General features: G+C 58.3%; 29 protein-coding genes, 1 tRNA gene and 1 pseudogene. 12 read left to right on the plus strand and 19 right to left on the minus strand.

Translation table 11 applies throughout. From position 1 onward, the window contains the following. Positions 1-235 precede the first annotated feature (235 nt). On the plus strand, positions 236-946 hold the full coding sequence (locus LVY75_25545; GenBank protein ID XAZ22160.1) for a GntR family transcriptional regulator: 711 nt from the start codon (positions 236-238) through the stop codon (positions 944-946). Here LVY75_25545 and LVY75_25550 read toward each other — a convergent pair. Together LVY75_25550 and LVY75_25555 are read right to left on the minus strand one after the other, a co-directional pair. After that, on the minus strand, positions 943-1,350 hold the full coding sequence (locus LVY75_25550) for a DUF4174 domain-containing protein (protein XAZ22161.1): 408 nt from the start codon (positions 1,348-1,350) through the stop codon (positions 943-945). The two genes, LVY75_25545 and LVY75_25550, sit on opposite strands and share 4 nt — an antisense overlap. A 95-nt stretch (positions 1,351-1,445) precedes the next feature. Next, positions 1,446-1,829 carry a hypothetical protein gene (locus tag LVY75_25555; GenBank protein XAZ22162.1) on the minus strand — a complete coding sequence of 128 codons (384 nt, stop codon included), beginning with the start codon at positions 1,827-1,829 and terminating at the stop codon, positions 1,446-1,448. Between the two features lie 319 nt (positions 1,830-2,148). Here LVY75_25555 and LVY75_25560 point away from each other — a divergent pair, with 319 nt between their 5' ends. From LVY75_25560 to LVY75_25570, 3 genes are all read left to right on the plus strand, one after another. Then, entirely contained in the window at positions 2,149-2,355 is a 207-nt protein-coding gene (locus LVY75_25560) for a hypothetical protein (GenBank protein XAZ22163.1), read from the plus strand. A gap of 5 nt (positions 2,356-2,360) precedes the next feature. Beyond that, positions 2,361-2,579, plus strand: a complete 219-nt coding sequence (locus LVY75_25565) for a hypothetical protein (protein XAZ25827.1) — start codon at positions 2,361-2,363, stop codon at positions 2,577-2,579. Between the two features lie 218 nt (positions 2,580-2,797). Then, positions 2,798-3,046, plus strand: a complete 249-nt coding sequence (locus LVY75_25570; protein XAZ25828.1) for a DUF2934 domain-containing protein — start codon at positions 2,798-2,800, stop codon at positions 3,044-3,046. A gap of 9 nt (positions 3,047-3,055) precedes the next feature. Here LVY75_25570 and LVY75_25575 read toward each other — a convergent pair whose 3' ends face one another. After that, on the minus strand, positions 3,056-4,984 hold the full coding sequence (locus LVY75_25575) for a DUF5054 domain-containing protein (GenBank protein XAZ22164.1): 1,929 nt from the start codon (positions 4,982-4,984) through the stop codon (positions 3,056-3,058). 599 nt (positions 4,985-5,583) lie between these two features. Beyond that, on the minus strand, positions 5,584-5,769 hold the full coding sequence (locus LVY75_25580; GenBank protein XAZ22165.1) for a hypothetical protein: 186 nt from the start codon (positions 5,767-5,769) through the stop codon (positions 5,584-5,586). A 126-nt stretch (positions 5,770-5,895) separates the two neighbouring features. Between LVY75_25580 and LVY75_25585 the strand changes: the two genes are divergently transcribed. The 4 genes from LVY75_25585 to LVY75_25600 all read left to right on the plus strand — a co-directional run bounded on the left by LVY75_25585 (position 5,896) and on the right by LVY75_25600 (position 8,083). Beyond that, complete coding sequence (locus tag LVY75_25585) at positions 5,896-6,621, plus strand: LuxR family transcriptional regulator (GenBank protein XAZ22166.1); 726 nt, start codon at positions 5,896-5,898, stop codon at positions 6,619-6,621. Between the two features lie 241 nt (positions 6,622-6,862). Continuing rightward, positions 6,863-7,528: an N-acyl-L-homoserine lactone (AHL) synthase gene (locus tag LVY75_25590; GenBank protein XAZ22167.1), complete on the plus strand. Its 666-nt coding sequence runs from the start codon at positions 6,863-6,865 to the stop codon at positions 7,526-7,528. Further along, positions 7,525-7,716: a hypothetical protein gene (locus tag LVY75_25595; GenBank protein XAZ22168.1), complete on the plus strand. Its 192-nt coding sequence runs from the start codon at positions 7,525-7,527 to the stop codon at positions 7,714-7,716. The genes LVY75_25590 and LVY75_25595 overlap by 4 nt, the downstream gene beginning before the upstream one ends. A gap of 136 nt (positions 7,717-7,852) precedes the next feature. Continuing rightward, entirely contained in the window at positions 7,853-8,083 is a 231-nt protein-coding gene (locus LVY75_25600; protein XAZ22169.1) for a DUF2934 domain-containing protein, read from the plus strand. A 14-nt stretch (positions 8,084-8,097) separates the two neighbouring features. Here the strand turns inward: LVY75_25600 and LVY75_25605 are convergent, their stop codons facing one another. Then, positions 8,098-8,466, minus strand: coding sequence for a response regulator (locus tag LVY75_25605; protein XAZ22170.1), 369 nt, complete (start codon positions 8,464-8,466; stop codon positions 8,098-8,100). Positions 8,467-8,658: 192 nt separating this feature from the next. Between LVY75_25605 and LVY75_25610 the strand changes: the two genes are divergently transcribed. Then, a tRNA-Ile gene (locus tag LVY75_25610) sits at positions 8,659-8,734 on the plus strand. 149 nt (positions 8,735-8,883) lie between these two features. Here LVY75_25610 and LVY75_25615 read toward each other — a convergent pair. From LVY75_25615 to LVY75_25630, 4 genes and pseudogenes are all read right to left on the minus strand, one after another. Next, positions 8,884-9,894: a hypothetical protein gene (locus LVY75_25615; GenBank protein XAZ22171.1), complete on the minus strand. Its 1,011-nt coding sequence runs from the start codon at positions 9,892-9,894 to the stop codon at positions 8,884-8,886. A gap of 520 nt (positions 9,895-10,414) precedes the next feature. Further along, entirely contained in the window at positions 10,415-11,947 is a 1,533-nt protein-coding gene (locus LVY75_25620; protein ID XAZ22172.1) for a hypothetical protein, read from the minus strand. A gap of 9 nt (positions 11,948-11,956) precedes the next feature. Continuing rightward, entirely contained in the window at positions 11,957-12,094 is a 138-nt protein-coding gene (locus tag LVY75_25625) for a hypothetical protein (GenBank protein ID XAZ25887.1), read from the minus strand. 22 nt (positions 12,095-12,116) lie between these two features. After that, positions 12,117-12,292, minus strand: a pseudogene (locus LVY75_25630) (serine protease). Between the two features lie 254 nt (positions 12,293-12,546). On the opposite strand from LVY75_25630, the gene LVY75_25635 reads away from it, so the two are divergent. After that, the gene (locus tag LVY75_25635; GenBank protein ID XAZ22173.1) at positions 12,547-13,137 is read left to right on the plus strand and encodes an ankyrin repeat domain-containing protein; all 591 of its coding nucleotides are present in this window, start codon (positions 12,547-12,549) and stop codon (positions 13,135-13,137) included. Between the two features lie 31 nt (positions 13,138-13,168). Next, positions 13,169-13,681 (plus strand): hypothetical protein, encoded by a 513-nt coding sequence (locus LVY75_25640; protein XAZ22174.1) that lies wholly within the window; start codon positions 13,169-13,171, stop codon positions 13,679-13,681. Positions 13,682-13,696: 15 nt separating this feature from the next. Here LVY75_25640 and LVY75_25645 read toward each other — a convergent pair whose 3' ends face one another. The 3 genes from LVY75_25645 to LVY75_25655 form a co-directional block, all read right to left on the minus strand. Then, entirely contained in the window at positions 13,697-15,913 is a 2,217-nt protein-coding gene (locus LVY75_25645) for a tetratricopeptide repeat protein (GenBank protein XAZ22175.1), read from the minus strand. 443 nt (positions 15,914-16,356) lie between these two features. Next, the gene (locus LVY75_25650) at positions 16,357-17,700 is read right to left on the minus strand and encodes an O-antigen ligase family protein (protein XAZ22176.1); all 1,344 of its coding nucleotides are present in this window, start codon (positions 17,698-17,700) and stop codon (positions 16,357-16,359) included. Positions 17,701-17,774: 74 nt separating this feature from the next. Continuing rightward, a complete protein-coding gene (locus LVY75_25655; protein ID XAZ22177.1) occupies positions 17,775-17,966 on the minus strand; it encodes a hypothetical protein in 192 nt (63 codons plus the stop codon). Positions 17,967-18,101: 135 nt separating this feature from the next. Here LVY75_25655 and LVY75_25660 point away from each other — a divergent pair, with 135 nt between their 5' ends. After that, positions 18,102-18,845 carry an SIMPL domain-containing protein gene (locus tag LVY75_25660; protein ID XAZ22178.1) on the plus strand — a complete coding sequence of 248 codons (744 nt, stop codon included), beginning with the start codon at positions 18,102-18,104 and terminating at the stop codon, positions 18,843-18,845. A gap of 112 nt (positions 18,846-18,957) precedes the next feature. On the opposite strand, the gene LVY75_25665 is transcribed toward LVY75_25660, so the two are convergent. From LVY75_25665 to LVY75_25695, 7 genes are all read right to left on the minus strand, one after another. Further along, on the minus strand, positions 18,958-19,341 hold the full coding sequence (locus LVY75_25665) for a hypothetical protein (protein ID XAZ22179.1): 384 nt from the start codon (positions 19,339-19,341) through the stop codon (positions 18,958-18,960). Positions 19,342-19,507: 166 nt separating this feature from the next. Next, the gene (locus LVY75_25670) at positions 19,508-19,813 is read right to left on the minus strand and encodes a hypothetical protein (protein ID XAZ22180.1); all 306 of its coding nucleotides are present in this window, start codon (positions 19,811-19,813) and stop codon (positions 19,508-19,510) included. 182 nt (positions 19,814-19,995) lie between these two features. After that, positions 19,996-20,418, minus strand: a complete 423-nt coding sequence (locus LVY75_25675; GenBank protein XAZ22181.1) for a secondary thiamine-phosphate synthase enzyme YjbQ — start codon at positions 20,416-20,418, stop codon at positions 19,996-19,998. Positions 20,419-20,492: 74 nt separating this feature from the next. Then, entirely contained in the window at positions 20,493-20,846 is a 354-nt protein-coding gene (locus LVY75_25680; GenBank protein ID XAZ22182.1) for a DUF1428 family protein, read from the minus strand. Between the two features lie 106 nt (positions 20,847-20,952). Beyond that, entirely contained in the window at positions 20,953-22,176 is a 1,224-nt protein-coding gene (locus LVY75_25685; protein XAZ22183.1) for an MFS transporter, read from the minus strand. Positions 22,177-22,299: 123 nt separating this feature from the next. Beyond that, positions 22,300-22,956, minus strand: coding sequence for a hypothetical protein (locus tag LVY75_25690; GenBank protein ID XAZ22184.1), 657 nt, complete (start codon positions 22,954-22,956; stop codon positions 22,300-22,302). A gap of 137 nt (positions 22,957-23,093) precedes the next feature. Then, positions 23,094-23,492, minus strand: coding sequence for a DUF427 domain-containing protein (locus LVY75_25695; protein XAZ22185.1), 399 nt, complete (start codon positions 23,490-23,492; stop codon positions 23,094-23,096). Positions 23,493-23,514: the final 22 nt, after the last annotated feature.

Here is a 23,514-nt window from a genome sequence, read left to right on the forward strand (position 1 = left end):
ATCTGCCGTGCCAGTTTGGTGGGCGTATCTTAAACCCTTGCAAACCAAGAATTTTTAATAGCTTCATCTGGACTGACGAAATTTCTCGCACTTTTCGCATTGCACACAAAATGGGCTTTCGTCCTCAATTCGTGCAGAAAATCGTATACAATTTGGCCGATGCAGTGCGTACAAATTCATTTAACTTTTGAGACGAAGGCAGCTATGATTTGGTGACATCAAGGAAACCGATTTCATGAAATCCGCCGCCAGCGCCATGAGCCAAGACGATACCCAGGAAACGGGCGTCCCGCAGATTCGCGATGCAATCAGGGAAGCCATCGTCGAGCGGCGCCTGTCACCCGGAACGAAACTGTCGGAAAGCGATGTCGGCAATCTCTTCAGTGTCAGCCGCACGCTGGCACGCGCCGCCTTGCAGGCACTGTCCTACGAAGGTCTCGTCAGCGTCGAGAAAAACCGTGGCGCCTTCGTCGCCTATCCCTCTCCCGATGAAGCCCGGCAGATATTTGCCGCCCGCCGCCTGGTCGAGCCCGGCATTCTTCGCGAAGCCGCCGCCCGCATCACGCCATCGGATATCCAGCACCTGAAGCAATTGCTTTTGGAAGAGGGCCGGCTGATGAGCGAGCGCGGCCAGACGGCAAGGCGGGCCAAGATCAAGGCATCGGGCGATTTCCACCTGACGCTTGCAGTCATATCGGGCAATGCGATCATGCAGCGCTTCATGGAAGAACTTGTCGCCCGTTCATCGCTTGTGATCGCGCTTTACGGGCAATCGACCGTTTCGAGCTGTGGCCATTCCGAACATGGGGACATTATCGAGGCGATCGAAAGCAGGGAACTCGATCGAGCCTGCCATCTGATGCTCCACCACATCGCCCATATCGAGGCCGACCTCGACCTGCGCGAACGCAAGAGCCTCGGCCTCAAGGAAGCATTCGAACTCTAGTGGTTCGGCGAAGGGATATCGGCGGCGCGGCTGATATCCTCCACGCTCATCGGCTCGCTGGAACGCAGCTTCACTTTGCCGTCAGTGCCGACAAGCACCAGCCCGAATTCACCGCTGAGCGGCCCCTGAAGTTCATCGCGCACATCGTCGGCATCGAGATCATGTCCGTCTTCGAACAGAGAAAATGCGCCGCCGCCGGCAATCGTGAAAACTTCGATATCTTCTTCGATGAGCCGCATCTGTGATTTGCGCAGCAATTCGTCCTGAATGATCGGCCTGTCGTCCTCTGCATCCGCGAAGACGATCAGCACGTTCTTTTGGCCGAGGAACTGTTCCAGCGACCGCGGCAGACCGGCCTCGTGAACGCCTGTTCCCATGATTTCGTGAAGAATGGATCTCAACATGGTGCTCATTCCTTTTCTGCCTGTTTCAACGGCTGGAAATGAGCTGGGTTCCCTGAGGGGAACAGGATCGCGGCCAGTGCCGCGATCCCGAATGCCTAATCGCGGGGTTCCGCTTCGGATCCGCGCGTCGACAGCGCGACGATATCAGGCGTGCCATTGGCAAGAAGGCGCTTGCGCACCAGAACGCGCATCACGCGCGCCGCCGTAGAGAAAGTCATCTGGTCCAGCGGCCCCTCGCCCTCCCAGGGCTTGGTCAGCCGTTCGGTAACGGCGCCGACGATATTGGCCGGGACGATATCAGTGCATTCACGCATGGCTTCGAAAACGAAGCTGATCGGAATGACCCTGCCTTCATGGGTGACAATAGGCTCCGTCAGTTCGCTGTCCCATTCCTCGTAGGCATAGAGGGCCTCACGGAACAGCTGTTGCAGGGTAAACGGGGCATGTCCGTTGTGAAGTGGCGGCAGTGCATTCATCATGTCTGTCTCCTCTGATGGATTAAGCCAGCTTCCTCAAGACCCGGCCCGGATCGACGCGGAAACAACAGCTCGGCTCCTCCCTTCGGACCGGATACACGATTCATTTTATAGAGTAACACACGTGTGATAAAGCCATTTCTGGCTGTCCGGCCGGCGCGAGGATCTAACCGATTGAAATTCATGCACACTCAAGAGCATTTTTTTGCTGCGGGAAGCGACGCAAGCGAACTTTTCTCTGTAAACCGGCACCGAATCCGGTTTCGGAACTTTTAACGGACTGACCGGTTTTTCCTAGGCATAAAGCCTGGGGAGATTAGTAATGACGGAAATTCACCAACCTGAACGCCGTAGTCGGACCCTGCGTGGCCGCCCTTACAGCCTTCACGAGTTCGCCGCCAAATATGGCTTGAAAAACGAACAGGCAGAAAGCCTCTTTACCCGCTTCGGACCCTCTTCCATCGAACTGGACCTGCTGATGGCCGCCAAGCGCCGGCCGCCGGTATTGCCAGACCACATGAGCGATTAGCCATGATGAGCGATGGCAAGGACAAGATCCGCAAGGACGCCGAAGGACAGTTCGCACGTTCTAACGAGGGCCGCCGCAACAGCGGCGTCTCCAGCGCCAAGCCGCGCGATATCACGCATTCCGACGACGCGACCGTTCACCGCACGCCGCCCGGCGAGAAGCCGCGCAAGGATTGGGCCGTCAAACACGACGAGGCCAATAGCGAGCGGTCCCGGTCCGAATGATCGCCCGATCTCAGGGCAAAATTTCACAAAATATATCTGGAACACACGCCGGGTGAAAACCGTTCCTACCGCGAGCATGACGAAAAGCCATGCCGCCCATCGAAATCCCGGCGCATTGCCGGGTCCATCTACAAGGTGAGCTTGAGGTACCGTCTTCGACGGGAGGTCAGCCGTGTGGATTCGATGAGGTCAAACAGCGGCTCAAGAAGGACGCAACGATGAGCAATACCTCCCGGCACGACTGGATATGCAAGCGCGCCTACGCGATTTGGGAAGCGGAAGGAAGGCCGAATGGCCGCGACGCTGAGCATTGGCTTCAGGCAACTGCCGAACGCGACAGGCTGGAGCGGACGCGCGCTTCAACCGATGGCAACGAGGTTCTTGTCAAATTCCGCCCGAAAGCCCCAGAAGCCCGCAAACCTGCCGCCCAGATCGGCGAACGCCACAAGCTTCCGCGAGCGGTGTGACGAGGCCGTCTAATCCAGGCTGAGTCGGAAACGTGCGGAAAAATCGCCTTCCCACCACATGGGGAAGTTGGTTCCCCACTTGTTGTTATGCAGGTTGAAACGGATTCCCTCTTCAAAATCCGGCAATCCCCTGCAGAATGTCATGAAATCCCAGCTCTGCGGGGCAACCAGCGGCGTGTCGAGCGGCTGAACGACGACGGCTCCGACATCGGCGATTTCGCCGCTGACGGCGTTAACCGCCTGCAGCTGTGCACCCCCGGATCTGGCGAAACTGCCGGCCGGGTGCCACAGCCCCATCTTCCTGAAGAGCCAGTCCTTTGCACCGGCAGGCGTAAACGACAGGAAACTCGCCTCCGGCATGCGATTGGCCGGCTTGTCGCGCAGCGAGAGCCGCAATTGCAGCACACCGTCATCCGGCAAAAACTCCAGAGCCAGTTGCCTCGGAGCCCCAAATCGCTCGACTGCTTCGGCCGGCATCGACAAGAGAACGCCGCCATCGCCCGCGCTTTCGAGGCTCGGCACAAAAACCTTCGAAAGCGCCGCCCCCGAAGCGCCAAGCCCCGGCTTGTCGTGATCAAGCACGGCCCATTCCTGCCGATGCGTCAGATAGGTGTCCATATGCCTGTTGATGTCGGCAGCATCGTAGCTCTCGTAGCGATAGGCGATCAGCGAACCACTGCGGCCGGCAATCCGGCGCCCTTGCGGCGATGTAAGCGTAGCGATATCGCCCGTCACCTCATTGAGCTCGATCGACCAGCCGCCGATGGCGAGCTGCGTCTCGCGGCTCGCAGTTCCGACGAGCGCTGGCGCAAAGAGTTCCGCGAGCGCTGCCTGTGCCTGCTGCTGGTCGTCGGCATCGAGTTCGGCGACAGCCTGGTCGACATACCCGCGCTGCTCATCCCATGACGCTTCGGTATAGGCAAAACGGTAATCCGTCTTTCGGGCGGCATCGAAATCGGCTCTCGCCCAGGCCTTGTCGTCGCGCAGATAAGATTTGATATCCACTCCGCAGGTATGCTCCGCCACCATGGCGAGCCCGCGGCCGAAGGCAAGCCTGCGCCCATTGAGCCCCTCGCCCGCAAAGCGATCATAGAGCCGTTGCAAAGCGAGGAATTTCGCGGTCTTCAATGGATCGGTGGCGCTGCCATGGATCCAGCTATCGCCCAGTTCCAGCTCCAGCACCGGGAAACGCTCGCGCTTTTCCCAGAGGATCGCACCATAATCCTCCAGCGTCGCGCCGCGGATGACGGCATCGGGCTCGATGCGGCGAATGTCGCGATAGGCTTCAGCCGTCTGCGGCACGCTCTGGGGGCCGATATTGTCCTGCGTATGCGCAAAGCTCAGTCCATCGTCGAAACCTTCCGGGAAATAGGTCTCGCCATACGAGCGCTGGTACATGACGACGACTTCCGCGCCATCAGGCGCGCGCCAGCGGAAAATGTCCGGCACCTCGGGCGGCGGGGAAGCCGTGTTGACACCGAGATGCAGGAAGCGGATGCCGGCCTCGGCCAGCAAGGGCACCATGCCGAGCGTGTGGCCGGGAACGTCGGTCATCTTCGCCGCAATCGTCTGCTTGCCGAAACGGCGGTCGAGTTCCTGTGAATAGGAAAGACCCGCTCGGAAAAGCTCATGCGACATCAGCTCGGTATGGGTGGTGAACGGCAGGCCGTGCCAGCGGATGAGCCCGCGTTCGATTGTCTGTTCCAGTGCCGCGACTTCGGCGGGCGAACGGGAATTCAGATGATCCCAGATCAGCCAGGCGCCCGTTGTCCAGATGAACTTCGGCTCCTCGGGGTTTTCGGCATGGAAATGCGCACCGGTCTCGATCGCCTGCGGGATGAAGCGCTCGTGATATTGACGGCGGACCTTCTCGGCATGGTCGGTAAAACCGATATCGAGATGGGTCTTGAAGACAAGGTGCACGCGCTTTTCTGTCATCTGCATTCCGCTAGATCAGTCCTGCCGTCGTCAAGCAGCTCTTGCGAGACACAACGCAAATGATTTTGCGCACGACACGCAATCCTGATCCCCTCCCAATATGGCACAATGGCATTTTGTGTAATCGTTTCCACAAACACCTTTGCGCTTCACGGTAACGATCCGTCAAGCATATTTGCTGGAGGAACCCCGAATACACTGGATATTTCGCCGACCGAGACTTCGGCCATCTTGCCTCCAGCAGGCAACGCAACTTAAGTGACGACAAAATGTGAAAACGTGTTCATACGCCATTAACCTGACTGACCATGGCGATGCACGCGCGATACACCTGTCATCTTGCTGCTTTACACGACATAGCCGGGACCTTCGCCAATGGCATCTTCATGATCGAACTCACCGTCCGTGCCGCACGTTCCGATCAGGCGAACGAACGCCTTGTCCCGCGTGCAATTCTGCTGGGAAATGTCGGCACGGCCGTATCCGGGCGCGCCTCTCCGAAGGCAGTTGCGTGCCATCGGGATAAAGCCGCGATCCATCCGGTGTACGGACGTCGATATCGAAGAAATTTCGAGACCGAAGCAACGGTAAAGAAGCGACTACTTCTCTTCGCAGAGCGCCCGGTGAACCTCTGTCCAGAACAAGGCGAGCAACGTATCGCCGTTGCGCTCGGCAACGAGCGCGCGGATCAGCGCCTCGGAGCCAGCCATGTCCTGCCAACTCGATCTCAGCCCTTTTGCTGCCTGATGGCATTCGGCGATATCGAACGTTCTCTTGCTGTCCATCTGGAGCCTCCCCGAAAAAGGCGCTAACAGACGGACCTGGAAAAGTCATTCCCCGCATATGTGGGGATGCCTTGTATTTTCGACATTCCTCGCGGTAGGATTGAATGGTTTAAGGCAGGCGACACGATGACGGAAAACAATTATTCCCAAAAGTTCGAACCCGTTTTCGAACAGATCAAGGCCGCGGCCAATGTCGATGCTTCCATCCGCATTTTCCAGGCAGGCTATGCCGTTGACTATGTCACCTATCACCTCGCTCAAACCATTGCGGCAAAGATCGACGCTCCTTTCGTGCGCACCACCTATCCGGATGCCTGGGTATCGCGCTATCTGCTCAACAGCTATGTGAAGGTCGATCCCATCGTCAAACAGGGCTTCGAGCGCCAGCTACCTTTTGACTGGAGCGAGGTGGAGCCGACGCCGGAAGCCTATGCCATGCTCGTCGATGCCCAGAAGCACGGGATCGGCGGCAACGGCTATTCGATCCCTGTCGCCGACAAGGCCCAGCGCCGGGCGCTGCTGTCGATCAATGCCCGCGTTCCACTTGATGATTGGAACACCATGGTCAAGCTCTATCGCAATGAATGGATCGAGCTCGCCCATGTCATCCACCGGAAGGCCATCTACGAGCTTCACGGCGAGAACGACCCGGTACCGACGCTCTCCCCGCGCGAAATCGAATGCCTGCATTGGACCGCACTCGGCAAGGACTATAAGGATATCGCCGTCATCCTCGGCATTTCCGAGCATACGACCCGCGATTATCTGAAAACCGCCCGCTTCAAGCTCGGCTGTGCCACCATTTCCGCGGCCGCCTCGCGGGCCGTGCAGCTGCGCATCATCAATCCCTAGCCTTTCCTTTCGGCCGGATCGAAACCTGGTCAAATGTCGGACGTGCCTGAGGGCATGGCCTTCGCCAATCTTTTCCACACTGACGAAACCCGCTCCGCGGCATGCTTCCGGCTGCCCGCAAGATGCTTGAGCGATCCCCCCATATGCGGGGGCTCATCTGTAGGCGCCCATATGAGGGAATTTCCGATCCCGCCGTCCTGAACCATTCTGCTCTCACGAACCCAACACGCTGGAGGGAAAAATGTTCGTTATCATTCAGGCACATGAGTATCAGAAATACGCTTTCATACTCGACCAGATGTTCCGCCTGCGCAAGAAAGTCTTTGCGGACATCCTTGGCTGGAACGTTCCGGTAATCGGCCCCTTCGAGCGCGACAGCTATGACTCGCTCTGCCCGGCCTATCTCGTCTGGTGCGACGAAACCCGCACTCGCCTTTACGGCGGCATGCGCCTGATGCCGACGACCGGACCGACCCTCCTCTATGACGTCTTCCGCGCAACCTTCCCGCAGGCAGCCAATCTCGTCGCCCCCGGCATCTGGGAGGGCACCCGCATGTGCATCGACGAGGAGGCAATCGCCGACGATTTTCCCGAAGTCGATGCAGGCCGCGCCTTCTCGATGCTGCTGCTCGCACTCTGCGAATGCGCCCTCGATCACGGCATCCACACCATGATCTCCAATTACGAACCGCACCTGAAGCGCGTCTACAAGCGCGCCGGCGCCGAAGTCGAGGAACTCGGCCGCGCCGACGGCTACGGCAAATATCCGGTTTGCTGCGGCGCCTTTGAAGTTTCCGAACATGTGCTCACCAGGATGCGCGCATCCCTCGGCATCGATACACCCCTCTACACCCGCTACGTCCCGACACGTTCCGTCGTGACTCAATTTCTGGAGATGGCAGCATGAACCGCTTGAGCGAAACCACCGTACAAAAAGACATCGGTGCGCTGGAACGACATATCCTCGCATCCCGCGATATCGCAACGCAGATGGGAGACCCCTTCCTCTCCTATCTCCTCTCGATGGCTCTCTTCACGATCTATGAGAAGAAGGCGCATCAGGAAAACGACCTGCTGAAGAGCAGCTATAACTAAGGCCCCCCGGGGCCAGCGGCCGGGCTTGAAGCAGACCTCCCTTCAGGCTCGGCCGCACCTCCCGATCTCAGGCACCTCGCCGGAACATTCGGCTCCCTTGCCGGTTTTGCGATGAACGAAACCACTGGAGATAGCCATGACGGACCGGAACGAGGACAGCGTGCGCGAGCGCGCCTACGCAATCTGGGAAAAGGAAGGCAGGCCGGACGGCCAGGATCTGCGCCATTGGAGCGATGCCGAGGCCGAACTGCACGGCGAAGCGACGAGGGTCAACAAACAGGCTCGCAGACAGATCGAAGAAACCGAGGCCGCGACCGGGGCAACCGACGTTCCCATCCCGCCGCCGTCTTTGTCGAGCCCGGATTGACCGCTCTCGCCTTGCTACCGCGTCATGGAATCAATCGCCGAAATCAGCGCCTCGTGCTGGTAGGGTTTCGGCAGGAAGGCCGTGTTGGCCGGCAGCGACATGGGATCGAGCCGCACCATGCCCGAGGTGATGATGATGCCGATATTCGGCCGCATCGCCCTCACCCGCTTGGCCAGTTGTATGCCGTCCATCGAGCCGGCCATATTGACGTCGGTAAAGAGAATATCGACATCGTTACGAGCCTTCAGGAGCACCATCGCCTCATCCGCATTCCCGGCCTCGAGCGCCACGTGCCCCACGTCTTCAAGCACATCCAGAATATTGAACCTGATCAGCGGCTCATCCTCGACGATGAGCACCACGGCACCCTGGGAAGCCACCATTCTGCGATTGCCCTCTTCAGATCCAGTCTGACGGGAGTAAATGTAGCCCGCCTGCGAAGGTTCCAGAGGGCAAACCGGAAATATGCATCGTCCACAGATGCTTGCGCTCATGGCTTGTGACTGTCCCGGATTTGGGTTAAGCGGACAAAAGCCGCGGGTGCCATTGCCCCGGCTGACCGCACCCTGGGTGCCGGGCCTGTAGCTCAATGGTTAGAGCCGGCGGCTCATAACCGCTTGGTTGGGGGTTCGAGTCCCTCCGGGCCCACCATTCATTCTAGAACCGAGCGGCCGTTTCGTGTAGCTGTAGCCGGACGCGAAAAACCGGAATTTTGACAGCAGAAACCGGATTTTTTAAACGCGGCAGTCGGTTCGTAAAGCCGGCTTGAAGCGACCTTGAATGCGACTTGAGGATTCTTTTCACAGTCGGTCATTCTGTAAGGGCAACAGCCCAGCCCTAAGATCGCCGATATGATCGATCAAATTCAACTTTGTGACCCACAGTTCGGGCATCGATCTCATGGCAAGGTTCACTGCAGGGCTTTCTCTTCTCTGGTGGTCTTCCTCTTTCTGAAGAATGAGCCACTCGACCGTCTCCAACCCTGCAAGTTCAAGACCGATATCCGCGTTCAGGATTGGCAGCTGTGAGAAATTGAGACTTCTTGTTCGCCGCCAATTGCCGTTCTCCAAATGATAAACATGACCGTCCCCCGCCCCCGTCAACTCCGGAGCAGCTGGATGATCCCCTCCTTTGACATGTTGACGCCGCATCGGTTGGGCGACGATCAAAGATGCTTCCAATCTCGTACGCCTTGATCCGAAACCAACTGCGTTAATTCCCGTCCCGTCTGTCATAACTGGCTCGCCTTTTATAAGCGCACCCGTTGGAAGCCCGAACGTTGACGATAGTAGGAAGTTATTGCTGATCGTGACGATAACAAGATCTTTGATACGGAGTATGAGTGCTCCTGGTGTGGTCAGAAATGCTTCGAATCCACATTCCCAAAGATCTAGTGCCTCGGTGTACTTGTCGATTCGAAAGAAGAACGCCGCTCTGTCAAAGAGACCTATTCGCCAGTTTGGAAAATGCCATTTTTCGTAGTTCAACACGAGCCCGTGGCCCATGAATGCAGTCGCCAAATGGGCTGACGAAGTCCTCACCTTATCAAGCCAGTCCAACACTGCGTCGATTTGCTGTCCAGCTACCTGGCCGCCCTCAACCATGGTTTTGACCGCGTTCCGCGCTGGATCCTCTATGTACCGGGCAAATAGTTGATTGCAGGTGCGGTGGGCGGCTAGCTCAAGCTGACGCCAGGTCGGAATATTCCCGCGCAGGTGAATGAAAGCAGAGCGATTCTCACCGACGTCGCCTGCAAGGCGGTGAACCCATTTCGGGAACGGGTGTTCGTAGTCCCACTCATCGTCGTGCAAAATGAGGCCCCCGCACAGGACACAAGTGTGTAATGGAATGGCCTTTGCTCTTGGACCGTCTTCCACTTCAAACCGACCGCCCACGCGAAACCTTCGTGGAACAAACCCGAGGTCCGTCCAGCCGTCAGAAATTATTTGGACTCCTGGCTCGATGCCAGGAATTCCGTCACCTCCGAAACTCATCTCGTTCACCCCGGATCCGCCGAGCTCAAGAAATTGCTGTCTCGCGCCATCGACTCACACGTTCAAGCCAATGTTAGGTAAAAATGGCACTAGGCATGATGGGCATCCAGATGCCCTCCTATCCGACGGTTAGACGTTCCCGCGGCACGGTGCTCTCATTCCGCCCAAAGAAGAGGCCACTTCGCGCAAGAACGACGCCTGGAGGTGGATCGCGCTTCCAGCCATCGTTTCGCAAGCGCATGATCCCGCAGCAGAGCGGGGAAGAGACTGCACGCGAGGCTTCATGAAGGCCGAGCAGTATCACGATAAACCGATAGAGCTTCGCGGTCGGTAAAAGTTACTTCTTGTAAGCTTTTTGCAAAACTGTCAGCGCAGCGATCATCCATCCGTTACCGGGCAACATCGATAGAGGCTCAAAAAAGCCTATCGCGAGGACAAGGATCGTGGCGATGGTGGCTTCGGCTGCAATATCCACAATGCCGTCGACGACGGTTCGCACATAGCGACCAATCGCAGGGATGAGGATATTTTCCCAGGTCCGCGCTATTGCAAGCTTTATCTTCCCGGTGAGTTTTTTGATTCGACCCCAACTTGCTACTTCTTCCACGGTCGAGGCGAGGTCTTCGTTCTCAGGATCGACCGCTCTCAGTCTGGACCCCAACTCCTCGAACCCTGCTGCAAGCTCACGGACTGGCGCGTCTTCGATCGACAGTTGCGCTGCATTTTCCGAGAAGCGCTGCCAGTCGGGAAACTGAGCAGCATAGTCGCTCACCGCCTGGCTGAAGGAAAGGAGGCGAGCGTGGAGATCGGCTGCCAATTCCTCCTGAGCGGCAATCACGCTTGTGCGATAAGCTTCGGATGCAAGACCCAACTGGATCGCGCTGGCGCCAGGAAGCAGACGACGGACAACGGCTTCGAAAGTCTGTTGCACACGCGGGGAATTGCTGCCAGCCAGCCACTCTTTGAGCTGTGCGGCTGTTTCTTCAAGGTAATCCAAAGCCGCTTCGACGCTGGCCGCATCCGGACTTTCGGGAAAACTGTAAGTCTTCGAGACGACGACTCTGGTCCCCGACAACTCGAAGCGAAATGGAGCGATCTTCGGAGCAGGAATCGGCGTTCCCAAAACATGGTAGGCGGCAGTCTCTCGATCAGCCCCTTCTTGAGCCAAGATCGAATTCAAAATTCCATTCAGTCGCTCGTAAGTAACTCCAACTGCTTCGTCGACCGCTATCGCACGTCCTTGGTTCGTCATGAGTGGTTGAGATCGAAGCTCCTCAAATTTCGAATCTTGGATCAAGATCGCGAGCTCGCCGACAGCACTCTGAAGGTAGCCCCCACCCGGCTGCTCATATACTCCAATGGATCGGGCTTGCTCGGCGTACATGTTTGCTTGACGATAGAGTTCAAACGCATCCTGCGCAGCTCGGTCGTTCGGATTATTCGATTGGATCCTGCCGAGCTGTGCGGTCCAGTCCGACATTTGCTTCAGCGCCGCCTCCAGCTGGCTCTGGAGCGTATTAGGCCGAGATAGGGATAGGTCGTCTCGGGTAGATCTCGCTCGATTAATTATCGCATTTAACCTCGCGTCGACTGACGAGGAAACTCCGTCGGCGCGCGGTATATGCAATTGCAGAAGTTCGCTGGGTGTCGGGAAACTCTGCAGCCTCTCAAGCTCACGCAAACCTTTATTGATGCGATTAGGATCTTGAGAAATATCCCCACTTTCCATCATCGAGTCTCTGATCGATATGATCCCATCGATGAACTCTGCCAGCGTTGCATCGTCCTTGAACTCAGAGGCTCGCATTTCACTGAGTTCGCTTAGCATCTCAGTGATCGCCTGCATCAAGCCGTCGGTAATGTGACTCATCCCCAGTCCTTAAATATCAAAGCTACTCACGATCAGCTCTCGCGCCGGTACACCTTCTCCGCCAGCCACAGAGTAATTCAACTCTACGTTTTCATAGCGGAAGCCTGTGAAAATGTCTCGGATATCGGGGCGGTCGTTGATGGACATGAGAAATCGATCCTTCAGGCGCCTTACCCTTCACCTCGATCCGCTGACATCCCTGGACAACGTGCGCGTTGGCCAACAACCACCTGTCGGCTGTCACGGCAAAACCTGTCCCCGATGACGTCGGTTTTCAGCAAGACAGGTGGAGGCCAGAATGGCGGAAAAGACAGCGCTTAGGACTACGCGAGACACGGATGGCACAGTGAAATCCCCAGTTGCCCGAAGACTAGGACTCCAGGCAGGGTTTTTTCAACCATCTCTTGCAGTCAGTCTTAATGTGCGTTGATGTGAAGGCACGCGGATGCTCGCCGTAGTCCCAGTGAAAGGTTCCCCCGGACCTTAAGGGACTCAATATAGCTGATGACGTCGCCATTCATTGCCGCCTCCTCATATTCATGATAGCTTAACTATACTTTCGCGCTGTGAAGCCAGTGATGGCAAGACGGGGGTGCGCGATGAATGTCTTTTGGGTCAGCTTCATCTGTTTCGGTCTTGGGATTTCCGCAGCGTCCGCGGGCCCACTGCACGATGCCGCGCGCGAAGGCAATGTCGAGCGCGTCAAGCAGCTTGCCGATCAGGGCGCGAACCTCGCTGAACTTGATAATACCGGCGAGCCGGCGCTGCTGATTGCGGCGCTATCAGGCAAGGCCGATGTCGTTACCCTTCTTCTCGATCGCGGTTGCGACATCGAGATCCGCAACAAGGGCGGGCTCACGGCGCTGCATGCGGCCGCCTATGGCGGCCATCTCGATATCGTGGAGCTGCTGGTGGCAAGAGGTGCCTCCGTCAACGACCACGAGAACTTCTACAATATGACCCCGCTGCATGCGGCATCCGAGGAAGGTCATGCCGATGTCATTGCTTTCCTGCTCGCGCAGAAGGCCGATATCGAGCCTAAGGAAAGAAACGGCTACACGCCGGTGACCCAGGCCGGGTGGCGATCACACTGGGACGCCGTCACTCTTTTGTTGAAAGCAGGCGCCGCCTGCCAGGGAGCCGACCTCACGGGTCAGTGGCTCTATGACGAATGCACGAAGCGAAAATGAGCGTGCGCGCCTGAAAAACGGGAGCATTGAAATGTCTCACTGGAATGGATTTGTGAAGGCTGCAGCGATAGGCGGCATCGCCGTCCTGCTGCTGGCGAACGAGGCCACGGCGGAAGACTTCGTCAACACCGGCTATTTCGGCGATGTAGCGATCAAGGGCTATGACCCTGTCGCCTATTTCACTGATGACAAGGCCGTGGAAGGATCGCCGCAATATTCCCACCACTGGCTTGGCGCCACCTGGTATTTCGCCAGTGCCGAGCATCGTGACATGTTCGTCAAGGATCCCGGCAAATATGCCCCGCAATATGGCGGCTACTGCGCTGACGGCGTGTCCTTTGGAACGGTGACCACCAATATTGATCCGAATGCCTGGCGCATTATCGAAGGCAAGCTCTACATCAGCTATGATCCGGGTGCTGCCGAAGGGTTGGTGAAGAACCCTACCAAGGTGGTCGACTCCAAAAAGCACTGGTCGGAGGTGCAGAACATCCTGATCTCGGAAAAGACACAGAAAGACTGGCAGCACCCCTCTGCCCAGTAGCTGTCCGATCGGCGGTCAGCCCCCGATCGAGAAGAATTTCAGCGCCTGCGGCGTGACATGCACGTATGTCGCGCCGGGTTCGTCGGCGGCGCGGTTGCGATAGACGTTGCCGCAGACCATCCTGTCGAGGAAATAGCCCGGGAATTTCTCGCAGAGCCAGTCTCCCCTGATCTCGACGGTGCCGGTAATATTCGTGTTGGCGCTGCGATAGGCGGTATTGCCCGCTTTGTCGAAGAACTGAACGAACTGTGTGCCGTTGCGGTGTTTGCCGGTCCAGCTTTTGTCGCTGATGAGATCGCGCAACTGCTCGCCGGTGACCTGATCGGTCTTCTCGCCCTGAAATCCGAAGGGCCATTCGGGAATGCCCGCCTTCTGCAGCCTGCTCAAATGCAGGTTCAGATCGTCCTTGCGCCAGTAATCGTAGAGATAGCTGTAATAGGTCAGATTGCTTTCGGGAAAGAGCGCCAGCAGCTTCGTCTTCTCCTGCAGGCTGCGTTTCCTGTCGCCATCCTCGATATAGGCCGCGGTCAGGAATTCGCGCGCAGCCTCCGCATTGGGAAGCGCGTCGCGGGCCGCCTCCATCAGCGAAATCGACCGGTCGTCATCGCCGATGATGTAGAAGACGATACCCGCAAGCAATTGGAAGCCGGGCGATGGCGAAGGATCGAAGCGCAGCGCCTTTTCAATTTCCGTGGTTGCCTCGTCATGATTGCCGATATGAGCGAGCACGAGGGCCAGATTGCCATTGGCTTCAGCGTTGCTCGGCTGCGCCTGCACGGCACGGTTCGCCGATATCAGCGCCTCCGTCTGGCGACCATCGACCAATTGCAGGAGGGCAAGGACCGTATGCGCCCGCGCATTGTTCGGATCGATCTTCAATGCCTGCCCTGCCGCGTCATAGGCGATCTTGCGGGCGACTGCCGCCGACCAGAGGATATTATAGTCGTTGCGCCAGACATCGACGGCGATCCGCGCGATCCCCGCATGCGCATCGGCAAAATTCGGATCGAGGTCGATCGCCTTCTGGTAATAGGACAGCGCCTCGCGGTAGGTCGCGACGTCTCCATAGGTGAGGCCCGCCTGCTCGGCGCGCATATAATAGTCGTAGGCCTCGAGATTCTCCGTCGGGATCTGCGCCAATTGCGTGCGCTCGCCCTCGCTGAGCCGAATGGCAAGTGCTGCGATGATCTTGCTGATGACATCATCCTGGACCGCGAAAAGGTCGGCATATTCGCGATCGTAGCGCTCGGCCCAGAGGGAGAGCCCGGTCAGGGCGTCGATCAGTTTGACATTGATGCGCAATCGCGAGCCTGCGCGCTGCAGCGTGCCTTCGAGAACGTAGTGAACACCGAGCTCGGCTGCCACATCCTGTATCTTGCCGCCATCGTCACCCACCGCGAAGACGGAGTGGCGCGCGATAACGAAGAGGCCGGAGACTTTGGAGAGCTCGGTAATCAGGTCGTCGGTAAGGCCCTCGGCAAGATGATCGTGCTCGACGTCGCCGCTGACATTGATGAACGGCAACACGGCGACGGACGGCTTGTCCGGCAGCGGATAGGCAAACCGCCCGGCAACCGAAGGGCTTTCCAGCAACGCCCATGGCTGCCACCATAGCGCAGCTCCGGCAAAAATGAGCAGGAAGGCGCCAGCAGCCATTGCCACGATGCTCCGGCGGCCCGGATATCGGCGCGCATTGGCAGCTCTCTTTGCTGCCAATGGGCTGAGTACCACACGGTAGACTCGCACGGGCTCGGCAAGGCTTTTGACCTTCTGCTCGCCAAGCGAGATGAAACCGACATCGAGCTTCGATCTCACCTGGTCGTAGGCTGGGCCCGTGATCGCTATTCCGCCAGGTTCGGCGAGCGACTGCATGCGGTCGGCGAGGTTGACGCCATCACCGTGGATATCGTCTCCCTCGACGATGATATCACCGAGATTGATGCCGATGCGGAAATCGAGACGACGGTCGTCCGGCATCTCCGCATTGTGCCTTGCCTTCAGCCTCTGCACATCCACTGCGCAGCGCATGGCATCAACGACGCTGTGAAACTCGACCAGCAGCCCGTCGCCCATGGTCTTGACCAATCGTCCGCTATGCTCGGCTATCGAAGGTTCGACGATCTCCCTCAGGTCTGCCTGGAAACGCAGACGCGTCCCCTCCTCGTCGACCTGGCTCAAACGGCCGTAGCCCACGACATCGGCAATCAGGACAGCGGCAAGGCGGCGCTCCATGTCAGTCTCTTCCCCCGAAAGGACGACAGCGGGAAGCATCTTACAGCACCGCCATAGCCGATACCATCGACGGCGAGAGGAAGGTCGCCGGCCCGTGACGGGACGGCAGACGGAGCCATTGTCATATAACTGTCATATTATGCATAGGTGGCATGCCAAAATGCCCATTGTTGGAGCATCGCGCACAAATTATATGCTCGCCGGCTAACAAAAATAAAAAAAGTGAGCTTGATATGCCCTCGATTTTCAAACGCCGCAGAAGCGGCCTCATGCGACGGATCGTCAATGGTCTTGGTTCTGCCCAGCAGCGCTATCGTGATGCGCGCGAGGCAAGGAAGACCGCGATCCATCCTTCGTTTCTTGACGATTTCGGTATCTGACCAGACGGGCGCGCTCAGCTTGAGAGCGCTCGAATCCCTTCCAGGCGGGCTTCCATCGCCCTCTCAGGCAGCCTTCTGATCCCGGGATATCATCCCGGTATCCTGCCCGATCTCCCCCTTCTTCAGCATGATCCCGCAGGCAAACGCGACGGCGGAGAATACGAAGAAGAACGATTCGCCGATAGCCAGCCGGTTGTTGGAGTTGGACAGGATCGTTCCGAGGAAGAATAGCGTCACCATGCTATAGGCCAGCAGCGCGCTGAGGCTGATCAGCCCGGCCCTCCAGGCAGCGAAAACCCGCCTATACATGGCTGTTGCCAATATGGCGAAAACGATGATGCCGAACAGCCCGTGGCGAACAAGCATCTCGAAGTAGCCGTTATGGAGCAGAGTATAGGGCACGCTGGCATAGGTGGTCGAATTCCAGAGGGTGAGCCAATGGTTGCCGGCACCAAAGAGAGGCGCCTGGGCAATCACTTCCGAAGCATTCGCCCAGAGCTGCAGCCGTTCACTCATCGATTCCGGCGTAGCTCTTGACGCGATCGCAGCAGCGACGGCATCCCCAACGCCATGTGCGGAGATTTCGGTCTCGATCCGAACGGTGGCCTCATAAGTGGGGCCGGCAAACCTCCAGATATCATCGCCGCCGACAAAAAGCGCTGCTGCCACGAGAGCAACGACAGCAGCTCCTACCAGCGCAGCCCGGCGTCTGTTTGCATAAAGCAGCATCGAGGCCAGCATGAGAGGCCCGACGAGGACAAGGCTCAGCCAGACGCCTTTCGCCTTCGAGCCGTAAATGTTGAAAAGGCAGAGCGCGATGATGAGCGTCGCGACGGCAATGATCCAGCTGCCGGAACGGCGCTCGAGCTTGCCGGTCTCCCAGGCGTGCAACAGCCAGTAGAAGGCGCCGATCATCAGAAAACCGCAGCCGATGGCGCCATGGATCAGGTTGTTATGGAAGAGCGGCGAAATACGGTCGTCGCCTGCAAGAATCGGTTGGTAGTCGGTGGAGATCAGCAGCGCTGCAAGTGCGATCGGGAAATAGATCGCCAGGACCGTCCCGACCTCTTTCCGGCTGGAATAAAGCGCGATGCCGACGGCTGGGAAAAACAGCGGAAAGGCGTAGAGCCAGTCGGACGCACCCTTCTCGCCGTAGACGATCAGGCCGAAGAGGAAGCGCAGCAGTGCATAGGCGCCCCAGGCAACACAGGCGTTGGCCAGCCAGTCTCGCTTCAGCAGGCTCAAATTCGGCTTGAACCAGACAAAGATCGTCCCGATCAGCAGCAGCGCCGCATAGCGATAGCTGTCGCTTTCCAGAATGGGTGCCGAAATCAGCAGCAGCCACAGGATGATGAGTACAGGCTTGAGGCGGGAGGGCGTGGCGGTGGGCTCTTCGCTCGCTACCATGGAGAATATTGCACCCTTCTAGCATAGTCGGCAGCACGAAGCAGTTGGGTGACGGAGCGGCGTATTCCCTTGAATTACTGCCGCCTGTAGTCGAGCTTCGTCGCAATTGCCGTGTCGTGGCTGTTCGGCCCTAGCTCTATCAGATTGTTCTTGACCGTAAAGACATTAACCTCGGTCAACCACCCGCGCTCTAACGCCACATCGAAGGGATAGACCGTGATGGTCATCGTCCGCAGGAGCAGCGAGAGGTTCAGATTGTCTACCATGCGTTGATTGCCCTCACACTCTTTGGTCGAAAGCAACCATCATGATAAAGCAGTTCCCGCATCGATTTCTGCCGCAATAGCTTCACAATCCGCAGACACAAAGCTCGCAGGGACGCAAACAGCCGAGGAACAAACATGGCGCCGAATTATACCAAGACTGCCCTTCTGACAGCCTTTCTGAGCCTGCCGCTCGCGGCATCCGCTCCACTTCTTGCGCAGGAGAATCAGCCGCGCGAAGCGGTCATCAACGTGTCCGGAGAGGGCGAATCGGCATTGGCTCCCGATATGGCCGTCGTCAATCTGTCCGTGGTCAAGCAGGCCAAGACTGCCCGCGAAGCGCTCGATGAAAACAACAAGGCGATGAACGAGGTGCTGGCCGCACTGAAGAAGAGCGGCATCGCCGACCGTGACCTGCAGACGTCCGGCTTTTCGATCCAGCCGCAGTACAATTACCCGCAGCCGGTCGACAATCAGCCACAGCCGCCGCAGTTGATCGGCTACCAGACCAGCAATTCGGTCACCGTTCGCGTCCGTGACCTTTCCAAGCTGGGCGAGATCATCGACCAGTCCGTCACCCTCGGCATCAATCAGGGCGGTGATATCCAGTTCACCAACGACAAGCCGGAAGCAGCCCTGGAGGCAGCCCGCAAGAACGCTGTCGCCAATGCGATCAAGAAGGCGAAGACACTGAGTGAAGCCGCCGGCGTGAAGGTAGGCCGCATCGTCGAAATCAGCGAAAATGTCGTGCGCCCGATGCCGCAGCCGGTTTATCGCGCAGCGATGATGAAGGAAGCTTCCGACGCCGCTGCCGTTCCCGTTCAGGGCGGCGAGAACAGCTACAATGTCACCGTCAGCGTGACTTTCGCAATCGAACAGTAAGTCTCCGCAGGGCGCTTCGGCGCCCTGCCCCGACGGGAAAGCCGCTCAAAAGAAAACCGCCCCTGCTATCTGCAAGGGCGGTTTTTTACGCACTGAACGGTCGCGCCTGGCGTCAGCGGCGCAGGAGCGGGCAGCCGCGAACGTTGCCGAAAGTCATCTCGCTCGGGCCGCGGCGGCTCCAGCCCTGCACGATGACACGGCGCGGCGTGATATCAACGACGCGCGTACGGCGCAGGCCGTAATCCTCGGCGATGTTTGCAGCGATGCGCGGATCGCAGCCGCCGCGGGGCGGACGCCCGTAACCCGGCGGAGGCAGAGGCGGACGGCCATAACCCGGCGGCGGTGGCGGCGGACGACGCCAATCCGGCGGGGGCGGCCCACGGTCCGGTTCACCGATAATGATATTTACCTGTGCTGCAGCCGGCGCAACGGTGCCGGCCAGCGCAGCGGCGGCAAGAAGGGCGGCAAGCCCGGCCTTCGCCATAAACTGCATCATAAAAAAGATCCTCATGGTTGATAGCCACGCTGGCAACTGCCGGAGCCTATTTCGGAATCACTTGCATACAGTTCCGAGAGAAGACGGGCGAAAGCATCGCGGTCAAGGCAAAACAGGCGGAGGCGAGGTTTTCCTGCTTCAAGTTCCCCTGCCCCCGGTCCACCGATCAGCGATACATGAGCGGGCAGCCGCGCACGTTGGCGAAGGTCATGCGATCCCAGCCACGGCGGTCACGACCGGCAACGACGACCCGGCGCGGTGTTATGGTTGAAATGCGCACATCGCGCAAACCGGAATAGCGGGCTTTGCGGATAGCCTGCATCGGCGAGCAGCCGCGAACCGGCGGGCGATTATACTGCGCCTTGACGATGAAATCGGACTGCGGCGCGGCGAAAGCGGCGGAGCCGGCAAAAGGAATGGAACTCAGGGCAAGCAGTGCGGCAAGCGAAGCCTTGGCAAGGAAATGCGACATTCGGGTTTGTCTCCTCGTGGTGTTTCCTCAATCTCCCTTTTGGGATTGTCTCGAGACTAAACGCATGAAGCTGAATGCTGTTCGAACCGGCCATTCAGTTGGCATTCAGGACGGTTAACGGCGCAGAACCAATGCCCGGCAAAGCGGCGCCGTCGCTTTCGTCCCGGAATGCGCAAGCCAATCTACGGGCCGAGATGCAGGATCACGTCGCGCCGATGCGGGCGATCACGGTGTTCGAAGAGATAGATGCCTTGCCAGGTGCCTAGCATCAGCCGGCCGTTGCCGACGGGAATGCCGATCGAAACCTGGTTCAGCGCCGCCTTTATGTGGGCCGGCATGTCGTCCGGCCCCTCGCTCGTATGGATGACCCATCGCATCGATGGGTCGGATGATGGCGGCACGAGGCGGCGGAAAAAATTGTTGAGGTCCGTCTTCACGTCAGGGTCGGCATTTTCCTGCACGAGCAGCGAACAGGAGGTATGGCGCACGAAGACAGTCAGCAACCCCTCGTCCATGCCGGACTGTCGCACGAAGGCATTAGCCTGATCGGTGAATTCGTAGAGGCCCTGACCGCGGGTGGATAGTGTAAGCATCGTCTGGGGCAAGGCGGTCTCCGTCGCAGATTGTCTCTCGCGAGGTGGCGTGCCTTGCCCCCGAAGTCAATGCCGCATCTCTGAGGTTACAGCCGCAGCAGTTCCTCGAAGCCGCCATAGATCATGCGCTTGCCGTCAAAAGGCATCTGCCACTTGTCGCTGGAAAGGCGTGGATCGGCCATTACCTTGGCATTGACCTCGTCGCGCTGCTGTTTGGACTTGTAGAGGATCCAGGAAAAGACCACGACCTCGTCATCCTTGGCCATCACGGCGCGTGGAAACGAGGTCAGCTCACCATAGGGCACGTCGTTGCCGAGGCATTCGACATATTCAAGCGCGCCGTATTCCTTCCAGATCGATCCGGCATAGGCAGAGAATTCCTTGTAGGCATCGACATTCCCGCGGGGAACGGCGACGATGAAACCATCAACATAGGACATTGCAGATCTCCCTTCGTTTTAACGTCCGAAGGACGTTCGACGCCGGCGGCATCCGACATGGGCGCGTCAATTAATGCCCACGGCCTATGCGGCAAGGAGACAGGGCCTAACCCTGAAGGGTCTTCACCTTGAGGAGATCCGGGAAAAGCCGCGTCCACAGGAGCACGACGGCAATCGTACCGACCCCGCCAACGATGCCGGCCACCACCGGGCCGATCACGCCGGCAAGCATGCCGGACTCGAATTCACCGAGCTGGTTGGATGTGCCTATGAAGAGCGAATTCACGGCATTGACGCGGCCACGCATCTCGTCAGGCGTCAGAAGCTGCACGAGAGAGCTTCGCACGACGACGCTGACCGTGTCGGACGCACCGACGACGAGCAGCGCGATGACGGAGACCGCTATATTGGTCGAGAGCGAGAAGACGATTGTGGCGACACCAAAGACTGCCACTGCCATCATCATCTTGCGGCCGACATCCGATGTCAGCGGCCGGCGGGCCAGCACGATGGACATGGCAAGCGCACCGATCGCTGGTGCCGCCCGCAGCAGGCCAAGGCCCCACGGGCCGGCATGGAGAATATCGCGTGCAAACATCGGCAGCAGGGCCGTCGCGCCCCCGAGCAGCACTGCGAACAGATCAAGTGAGATGGTGCCGAGCATCACCGGTCGGCTGCGGATGAAGGAAACGCCGGCGAAGACGGACGTAAGTGTTACCGGCTCGCGTTTCGAAGGCGTCCACTGCATGCGGATCGAAATCACATTGAAGCTCGCCACTGCAAAAAGCACGGCTGCGACCGCGAAGGGCGCAATGGGGCTCACGCCATAGAGAAGGCCACCGAGCGAGGGGCCGATGATCAGCGCCGTCTGCATCATCGAGGTCGACGTGGCAACGGCTCTCTGCAGCATCGAAACCGGCACGATACTGGGCAGGAGCGCCGCCATGGTCGGCCGCTCGAAGGCGACAACGGCGCCCATGATGGTGACCGCGACCAAAATTCCGGCCGGTGTCAGCCATTGCTGCCAGGTTGCGATAGCCAGAACCAGCGAGGTAACAGCCTCGATCAACTGACAGGCAAGCCCGATCCGCCGGCGATCGAACCGGTCGGCGACATGACCGACGACAAAGGTCAGCACGGCCATCGGCAGAAACTGGCAGAAACCGACGAGCGCGAGCGCGAAGGCGCTATGCGTCTGATCGTAGATCATCCATCCCATGGCGATCGCCACGGACTGGAAGGAAAGTGAGGAAAAGACCCGGGAGGCGGCGAAGTTCAGATAGCCGGGATGGCGCAGAACGCTTTCCCGCTCTTTCACTGGTATGTCCATGGTTCAGTCACCGGCCTGCGGCCAAGCCACAGGCGCCTATAGGAATCTTATAAGAGCGGAACGGTGTTCTGCCTGAAAGTGATCCATGTCAACCGCAATAAGCTCCGATGCGCAATTGCCGCATCAAGTCGAGCGCGGACAGCAGCCGACCATCTGGCACGCCGCAGTATGGAGCTGGTCGCGCATATCGAGCAGCCACATGGTCTCTTCCATGACGTCAAGGATTGCCATACGCAAATCCGGACCAATGAGAGCGAGCAGCTCATTTTGCGAACTGCCTAAGGTCGCTGCACCACCAAGAAGATTCCTCATCTGCTCGACAGTGGGGGCCGTCGAAATCTCGACCCTATCCAGAATGTCGGGAGATGGAATGCCCATCCAGGAAAGTGCGGATGCGACCAGCAGCTTGGAAAGCGCTCGGCACAGAGGACAGGACAATTCCTCGGATGTATCGACGATCTTCCGCTTGAAGCAGGCGATCGTCGCCCGGACCTTGCTGTTGACGGCTGCAAACATGCCTACAGCAATCCTGCGAGTAGCGTCGACCGGTCTTAATATGTAGACCCTTTGCCGGCTCCGGAGGGATGTGGCGGCGCTATTTTCTTCACTGAAACCCTGAACAAGGAAATCACCCCTTCCCGCCAGTATTTCCAGCAGGATCAGAACATATCCGTCACTGCGAAAGACATCGAACTCAAAATTGAAAGAACCATCGCCGATGCTCTCTACGATGCGGATATCCAATACTTCGGAACGAAGCTCCACCTGGTCGAGTTTCATAAGGCCCCCGGGTCTGCAATACCCCGCGCGCGGCAAAGATACTGCAACCTGAAGGGTATTCATATTAACCCAATACGCTTACGCATCCATCGTCATTTGACTGATGCGTAGGTCATAGGTGGAAGTCTGGTTATACCTTAGAACTGGCCTGCTTCGGGCGACGGCAGCTCTTCAATGGAATCGACCCTGTCAGGGTAAAAGGCCAAATGGTCCTTGATGTTGGCTACGGCGGGATTGGGCGCCTCGTAGGTCCAGATCGCATTCTTCGAACGCTCGCCGCCATCACGAATGCTGTAATAGGAGGCATCTCCCTTATAGGGGCAATGGCTCTCGTGCTCGGTGCGCTCCAGCAGCGACATATCCACATCCTTGCGTGGAATATACTGCACCGGCGGATAGGAAGCCTCGCGCAGGGTCAGCGCATCATGCGTATCCGCGATCACGCGCCCGCCGAGCTTGACGACGACACGGGAGGGATTGTGTTCGACGGTGATCGGATGATCCGGCCCGGGAATCTTAATCGGCTTGCCTGACATGGACGTCATCTCCGGATTGATA

It is taken from the genome of Sinorhizobium sp. B11, from assembly GCA_039725955.1.
Classification (GTDB): domain Bacteria; phylum Pseudomonadota; class Alphaproteobacteria; order Rhizobiales; family Rhizobiaceae; genus Rhizobium.